Below are 7863 nucleotides of genomic sequence, written 5' to 3'. Positions count from 1 at the left end.
CCAAGGAGTTAAAAGATTTGATTGCCGCTTGCGCGGGTTTATGGTTCGAGGCTTATAGTAATGATGCTTCGTACGCCGTTGGCGATACCATTGCATTACGGATACAGGCTATAAAACAGTCAAATGCTGATGTTAAATTCGACGGTTTCAGCACATCACAGTCCAATTCTTTTGTGATTAAAGATGGTGCATTAGCCGAAGGGCAATTGCAAACCATTCCTTTTAAACTAAAAGCAGAGAAAATATCGCAACCTTACTGGCTGGAATCGCCCCATGAAATTGGCAGTTATACTATTAATGATGATCTGAAAGTTGGCAACCCGGAAAATCCGGACGCGCCTATAGTAACTTATAGCTTTACCATTGGGGGAAAAGAAATTAATTACAATCGCAAACTGGTATTTAAATACGTAGACCCTGCCCGTGGCGAGATTTATCAACCCTTAGAAATAACCCCGCCGGTTACCGCTAATATTGCAGATAAGGTATACGTGTTTAATAATACCAAACCACAAAGCGTACAGGTGAAACTAAAAGCCTTTACCAATGCAAGCGGTAGTATCAGCATAAAACCTGTTGCGGGTTGGAAGATCAGTCCGCAGAAGATTGATTTTACCGACAAAAATAAAGGCGATGAATGGACAGTAGCTTTCAGCGTTACCCCAACCGATAGCAAACCCAATACCAGCAACTTTGAGGTTATTGCTACGGCAAACGGCAAATCTTTCTCGCAAGGATTACTGAATATTAAATACACCCACGTGCCCGCCATTACTATCTTCCCACCGGCACAAGCCAAACTGGTAAACATTGACCTAAAAACAGCCGGCAAAAAAATTGGTTATATAGCCGGCGCCGGAGATTTGGTACCCGATGCCCTGCGCGAAGTTGGTTATGATGTACACCAGCTAAGCGAGAACGAGATCATCAATGGCGACCTATCTATATACGACGCCATTGTAACCGGTGTGCGTGCCTATAACGTAAACGGCCGCCTGACTTATGAACAACCCAAGCTTTTGGAATATGTTAAAAATGGCGGCAACCTTGTTGTACAATACAATAACAACAATGGCCTGGTAACCCGCGAGCTTGGCCCATACCCATTTAGGGTAGTTAATGAAAGGGTGACAGATGAGTTTGCCCCGGTTACTATTTTAGATAAAAACAGTGAGGTATTAAATTACCCTAACATTATTACCCAGGACGATTTTAAAGGCTGGGTACAGGAGCGCAGTGTGTATATGGTATCAAGCATCGATCCGCAGTATAAAGCACCGCTGCAAATGAATGACCCTGATGCATCAGCAAGTAACGGGGCCTTAATTGTAGCCAACTATGGTAAGGGGCGTTATGTTTATACCTCGCTGGTGTTTTTTAGAGAACTGCCTGCAGGTGTTCCTGGAGCCTATCGTTTATTTATTAATTTATTAAGTAAGCCAAAAAATTAATAGGTGGCTCCTATGGAGCCTAACTTATTTGTTGTTTGCTATAAACAGGATGCTCCTAATGGAGCTTTAATAAAAGTGCACATGGCTCCATAGGCGCCGCATGTTTATAGAAAATATATTGTTGGAATTTGGCTCCATCGGAGCCTCCTTATTAAATTATGTCTTTGTAAAAAATCATTAGGCATCAATGGTTTAATAATTTAAATTTGCATCCGAATATTAAATACATACTATGTCTCATCATCATCACCCTCATCACGAAGAAGAAAAAAACTACGATTACGTATTTTACCTTGTAGCTTTAGTTAGCGGCATGTTCGTAGGCGCAATTATTGAAAGAGGCTTTATCTGGATCCCTGCAGGTGGTGTTTTAGGTTTATTAACCGCTGCTATCTTCATAAAATTTCTGGTGAAAGGCCGTGAAGAGGTCTGATAATACCGATCTCCCTTCTTTTATAAAAAACTGGAACCAGTTTTACGGTATTGTTATCGTATGGCTGGTTTTTTTAATTTTCATATTTTGGCTCATTACAAAATCATTTGAATGAGTTTAATCGATTGGATAGTTTTAGGCACCACCCTGCTTGCCATAGTTGCCTATGGCGTATGGAAAAGCGGCAGCAGTAAAAACATTGACCAATATTTGGGCAATCGTTCGCTGCCCTGGTACCATGTCGGGCTATCTGTTATGGCTACACAGGCCAGTGCTATTACCTTTCTATCCGCCCCCGGCCAAGCTTACAGCGATGGGATGCGCTTTGTGCAATTCTACTTCGGCCTGCCGCTGGCCATGATCGTTTTGTGTATCACCTTTGTGCCTATCTTCCATAAGCTTAAGGTTTATACCGCCTACGAGTTTTTAGAGAAGCGTTTTGACCTGAAGACCCGCGCACTTACCTCTATCTTATTCCTGATACAACGGGGGCTGTCAACCGCTATAACCATTTATGCACCGGCAATAATTCTATCGGGCATATTACATATTAATACTACTTACACCACATTGTTTATTGGCGGCCTGGTTTTGTTCTACACCGTTTATGGCGGGTCGAAAGCGGTATCGTACACCCAATTGCTGCAAATGAGCATCATATTTACAGGGATGTTTATGGCAGGTGTTTTTGTGGTGATGCTGCTGCCGCAAAATGTAGGTTTTACAAAAGCCATTAAACTGGCCGGCAACATGGGCCGCATGAATGTTATCGACTGGAAGTTTGACGCCAACAACCGATATAATATCTGGAGCGGTATTATCGGCGGTTTCTTTCTCCAGCTATCCTATTTCGGTACAGACCAAAGCCAGGTTGGGCGCTATTTAACAGGTAGCTCGGTAGGGCAAAGCCGGCTGGGGCTGATCATGAATGGCCTGATAAAAATACCTATGCAATTTTTAATACTGCTGATAGGTGTACTGGTATTCAGTTTTTACCAATTTAACCGCCCGCCGGTATTCTTTAATAATTACGAGGTTGAACAAGTAAAGAAAAGCCAATATGCCCCGCAGTTTAACCAGCTGGAAAAGCAATATGCCGATGCCTTCAATCAAAAGAAAACAAAAACAGAGGGCCTTGTTAAAGCATTTGAGAGTAAGGATGAACAGCAAATAGCCCTGGCCAGAACCGATTTAAAAGCCGCAGAAGAGCAAGCTAATAACGTTCGTAATAGTGCCATTGATGTAATTAAAAAAAACAGTGGTAACGATAATGTAAACGATACCAATTATGTGTTCCTCACTTTTGTTACGCATTACCTGCCACAGGGGTTAATAGGGTTACTCATAGCTATCATTTTCCTGGCATCAATGGGTTCAACCGCAAGCGGACTAAACGCGCTTGCATCAACAACCGTGGTTGATATTTATAAAAGGATCTTAAAACCTAATGAGTCTGACCACAGCTATGTTACGGCATCGCGCCTGGCAACTGTATTTTGGGGGCTGGTTTGTATTTGCATGGCGCTCTATGCAAGTAAAATTGGCAACCTGCTGGAAGCGGTGAATCAGTTAGGCTCCTATATATATGGAACTATTTTAGGGGTATTTATTGTCGCTTTTTATTTGAAGAAAATAAAGGGCACACCCGTATTTATAGCCGCAGTTATTACCGAAGGCTTAATATGTGTAATGGGTTATTACGATACGGTGGCTTATCTGTGGCTAAATGCTATTGGCTGTATTGGGGTGATCATTGTAGCATGGGCGCTGAACGGCTTTTTCAAAGAGAATAAATTTTCCTTTAGATAGCTCCGCCGGAGCTGATTGCTTATTTTTCTTTTTTCTATAAACAGGATGCCCCGATGGGGCAGATAGTAACCACCCAATAATTAATTGAAAGCCATATCTATTGTAATAACTCCGTAGGAGTATCCTGTTTATAGTAAATGAAAATGATTTTTAGCTCCAGCGGAGCTACCTTGAACAAAGCCGGGCTTAATAAAATCCTATCCAAACAAACACATCCGCATTTTTAGCATTAGTACTATATACGTATGAAAGCTAAAAACAATGCATCTATTTACAGCGCGCTGGCGGCCAACCTGCTTATTGCTGTAACTAAATTTATTGCGGGGGGCTTCACCAATAGCTCATCTATGATATCCGAAGGCATCCATTCAATGGTGGATACCGTTAACCAGGTGCTGTTGTTATACGGCCTAAAACGCAGCCACAAACCCGCTGACAGCACAAGGCCGTTCGGCTATGGCAAGGAGCTTTACTTTTGGTCGTTCATCGTATCTATACTCATTTTTGGTTTAGGAGGTGGTATATCTATTTACCAGGGCATCATACATATTATTAAACCCGAACCGGTTACAGATCCGTTTTGGAATTACATGGTTTTGGCCATGTCGGCCATATTTGAAGGGACATCTCTTATTATCGCCATTAAAGCATTTGATAAACTGCGTAACGGCCAAACCTGGTGGGCGGCTATCGTAAAAAGTAAAGATCCATCCAGCTTTTTGGTATTGTTTGAAGATGGAGCCGCAGTACTTGGCCTTGCCATCGTATTTGTTTTTATGCTGATAGGCCATAATTACAATATGCATTATATGGATGGTGTTGCATCGGTACTGGTAGGGCTGCTGCTGGTTTTTGTATCTGCCATTTTGGCAAGAGAAAGCCGAAGCCTGTTAATGGGCGAAGGCATTGCACCCCAAACCCAATATAAGATACGCTTGCTTGTAGAAAAAGATGAAGCCGTAATTCGCGTGGTAAATATACTATCTACCTACCAGGCGCCAGATGATGTGATACTAATGCTGATAGTAGAGTTTGAACCGGACATAGATACAGAAGATATTACCGCATCGATAGAACGAGTGCGGCTGGCTATAAAAACCGAGTTCCCGCTTATCAAACTGGTTTTTGTGCAACCCCAAACCTATACCCGTGTACCCAATAATTTATTTGAAATAAAAAAGCCTTAAACTTTAGGTTTAAGGCTTTCCATACATACCAAACTGACTATTAGTCTTTTGCCTGTGCAATAACTGCCTCATTAAGGCGCACATATTCATCATCATCACTTGCTTTGGCCAATTTTATACCTTGCTGTGCGGTAGTAATAGCAGCTGCCTTATTGCCCATTTTTAACTGGATGCGTGCTTTCCACAATTTATACCAAGGGGCATTGGGCTCAAGCTTTTCAGCTTCTGATACCCAAACCATAGCTTTTTTCAGGTCTTTATCGTTTTCGTAATAATACTGTATAGCATTAAAGTATGGGCGTTTTTTAATATCACCCTGCATTAATTTATCAATGTTGGCCGTTATCTGTGCATCATCATCTGTTTGCAAATGCATAGGCACCGCGGTATGGTCCCAAACAATATACAAATCGGTAGTTTTAGTAGTAGAGTTGGCAAACTGCATAGTAAAAGTTTCGCGTTTCTCTTTAACAGTTACCGGTTTTACAGTAAATCGTAACAGGTCATCAGCTTGTTTATAGCTGTATGCACCCCATTGCTTGGCAGTTTTATTAAGGATGATGGTCCAGCTGTTTTGCTCAGGAATGCTGAACAATGAGTAGGTACCCGCCGGCACTTTATTACCCTCTACCAATACATTTTCGCTAAAGGTAATAGTAGTAGCAGCGTTTGCACCGGTACGCCAAACCTGGCCGTAAGGGTTTATACCCCCAAATATTTTACGCCCTTTAACATTTGGGCGCGAATAGGTAACGGTGACCTTACCTAATCCAAAATCCTGAATAATTGTTTGAGTTGAACTGGCCTCGGGGATACGGGGCTGTTCCTGCGCGTAAGTACTTAAGGTTACACATGCCAATAGCACGGTAAAAACATATGTAAAGGTTTTTTTCATTATCAATAATTTATCACGAAGTTAATGATTGTAAGATGAATTTTTGGTGAAAAGAAAAAAGCCGGGCTATGGGGCCCGGCTTTTTATTATTTACATGTTTTATTACACTCGCCCGAAGACTTGCATACTTTACCACAAGTTTCTAAGCAATTTGGTTTAGTGCAAGACTTTGCACATTTGGTGCATTTATTCATTTTACTGTTGCAACAAGGGGTATTAGCAAAAGAAATAGAACCTATAGAGAACATCATCAGCATAGTGATGAAAATAAATTTTTTCATGATCTTAATTTTAAAATGATTTAATAATAAATAATACCCGCAGTTATTGGGGCTAATAGCTTTATTATTAAACCCTTGGAGGGTTCCAGCATGAAAGTGAATAGCCGGTTAAATTATTGGCAGGATAAGATATATAGGTCGATTTTTCTAAAACCGGAATTACGGGTTTAACAGTAATAGCATCAACTACTAAATAGCAGCAATTACTACAGTATAACATAGTGCTGCACATCCCCCCGTTACACCTGTTTTTTTGTTGATGTGATGTATTATTACTTGTTTTATGACAGCAGTCCTTTTTTAGATAACTACCCTCGGCATATGTTTTCCCCGGGATAGCGGAAATTAACATCATGCAAAGTGCTAATATAAGGGCTGCGAATTTCATCGATCCTATTAACGAAAAGCGGTTGCTTATATTATGAAATACCCTGAAAAAAATAAAAGCCTCCCAACCTTGCGTCGGGAGACTTTCAACCTAAACCTTATCACAATTAACCGGCAAGATTGCCGGTATGCAAGTGTTAGTACAAATACTATACCAAAAAATAACACATTGTTAACTTTGTGCCAAATGTGTCGTTATGACGTAATGAGTGCCATTATATTCAACCCTCAATGCCTTCCGTTTTAAACGGCATGTATTGGCATACGACAATTTATACACAAAACCTGACATTTATTCCCTGGTAATGCTTTTACGTCGCAAATAACTATCCAGTAAAAACAAGCCCATCACCACATCAAAAAACAGGAACCCTTTTACAACCGGGCCTGTAAAGTAACTGCTTATGTGCGTAACCTTTAACTGAGTTACATTTAACTGATCGGGCATTTTAAAACCACTCCCTGCAGACCAGTTTACCGTACTTAACGCATATATAAGCAATGCGGCTAATGTTAGTACAAAAAATGCCGAGATCCCTAAAATAATACGTTTATCTATAGTAGCTTTTAGTGGCTGTTTTGCATGCTCCGTTCGTATGGTTTCCATTACATTGTAAGTAAAAGCCATAGATGGCTCTTCTATTTCTATTGCCGCGAATTCATTATTCAGCTGCAGCAGTTCATTGTACTTTTTACGATATACTTCGTCCTGTTCAATGAGCGTAGCAATGGCTTCCTGCTCGCCGGGCGGGCAGGTTCCATCAATGTAGTTCCAAAGTTTTTCTTCTATACTGTTCATATCAGCTCCTTAACTTCGTGTTTTAAATTACGCTCCAGCTTTTCTTTCAAACGTTGGCGCGCCCTAAATAGTTTTACTTTAACCGTATTGGCTTCTATCCCCATTACCTGCGCAATTTCTTCAAGGGATTGTTCGCCTTTATAAAACATGGTTATAATAGTTGCATCATCAGGCAATAGTTGTTCTATAGCCTGGTTTAAATAATACGAGCGCGATTTATTCTCTACGTTGTACTCATCATAACCACTGGGCTTACCCTCTATCTGTATGTAACTTTCGTCATCATCAATAGAAGAGGTATCAATTCGTTTTTTTCGCAAAAACGTCATAGCCGTGGTGTAAACAATACTGTACAGCCAGGTACTGAATTTTGATTGCTGCTGAAAAGATGACAGCGAGCGATACGCTTTTATAAAGCAATCCTGCGCAATCTCTTCGGCATCCTCCCGCCCTTTTGCAAAACGCAAAGCCAATGTAAAAACAAAACGCTGGTGGCGCCTAACCAGATCAGCATAGGCCGATTGGTTACCTCCAAGGGTTTGTTCTATTAATTCAATATCTGAAAGCTTGCTTTGCATATTATACAACCTCTCTGACTACATGCCGGCGAGTTAGGTTACA

Annotated in this window: 6 protein-coding genes and 1 pseudogene; 4 read left to right on the top strand and 3 right to left on the bottom strand. The window is 41.0% G+C overall.

Annotation, left to right across the window (positions count from 1 at the left end):
* From JWQ85_RS19035 to JWQ85_RS19020, 4 genes and pseudogenes are all read left to right on the top strand, one after another.
* Positions 1-1451 (top strand): annotated as a pseudogene (locus tag JWQ85_RS19035) (LmbE family protein); the annotation flags it as partial.
* A gap of 232 nt (positions 1452-1683) precedes the next feature.
* Positions 1684-1884, top strand: a complete 201-nt coding sequence (locus JWQ85_RS19030) for a hypothetical protein (RefSeq protein WP_299470776.1) — start codon at positions 1684-1686, stop codon at positions 1882-1884.
* A 111-nt stretch (positions 1885-1995) separates the two neighbouring features.
* On the top strand, positions 1996-3693 hold the full coding sequence (locus tag JWQ85_RS19025) for a sodium:solute symporter (RefSeq protein ID WP_299470774.1): 1698 nt from the start codon (positions 1996-1998) through the stop codon (positions 3691-3693).
* A gap of 245 nt (positions 3694-3938) precedes the next feature.
* A complete protein-coding gene (locus JWQ85_RS19020; protein ID WP_299470772.1) occupies positions 3939-4880 on the top strand; it encodes a cation diffusion facilitator family transporter in 942 nt (313 codons plus the stop codon).
* A 40-nt stretch (positions 4881-4920) separates the two neighbouring features.
* On the opposite strand, the gene JWQ85_RS19015 is transcribed toward JWQ85_RS19020, so the two are convergent.
* From JWQ85_RS19015 to JWQ85_RS19005, 3 genes are all read right to left on the bottom strand, one after another.
* Positions 4921-5775, bottom strand: a complete 855-nt coding sequence (locus JWQ85_RS19015; protein ID WP_299470770.1) for a DUF2911 domain-containing protein — start codon at positions 5773-5775, stop codon at positions 4921-4923.
* A 960-nt stretch (positions 5776-6735) separates the two neighbouring features.
* Positions 6736-7242, bottom strand: coding sequence for a hypothetical protein (locus tag JWQ85_RS19010; protein WP_299470768.1), 507 nt, complete (start codon positions 7240-7242; stop codon positions 6736-6738).
* Positions 7239-7820, bottom strand: a complete 582-nt coding sequence (locus tag JWQ85_RS19005; RefSeq protein WP_299470767.1) for a sigma-70 family RNA polymerase sigma factor — start codon at positions 7818-7820, stop codon at positions 7239-7241. The genes JWQ85_RS19010 and JWQ85_RS19005 overlap by 4 nt, the downstream gene beginning before the upstream one ends.
* Between the last annotated feature and the right edge of the window lie 43 nt (positions 7821-7863).

The organism is Mucilaginibacter sp. (assembly GCF_028288105.1).
GTDB lineage: Bacteria > Bacteroidota > Bacteroidia > Sphingobacteriales > Sphingobacteriaceae > Mucilaginibacter.
The sequence above is the reverse complement of the archived record's forward strand: the minus strand, read 5'-3'. Positions and strand labels throughout refer to the sequence as shown.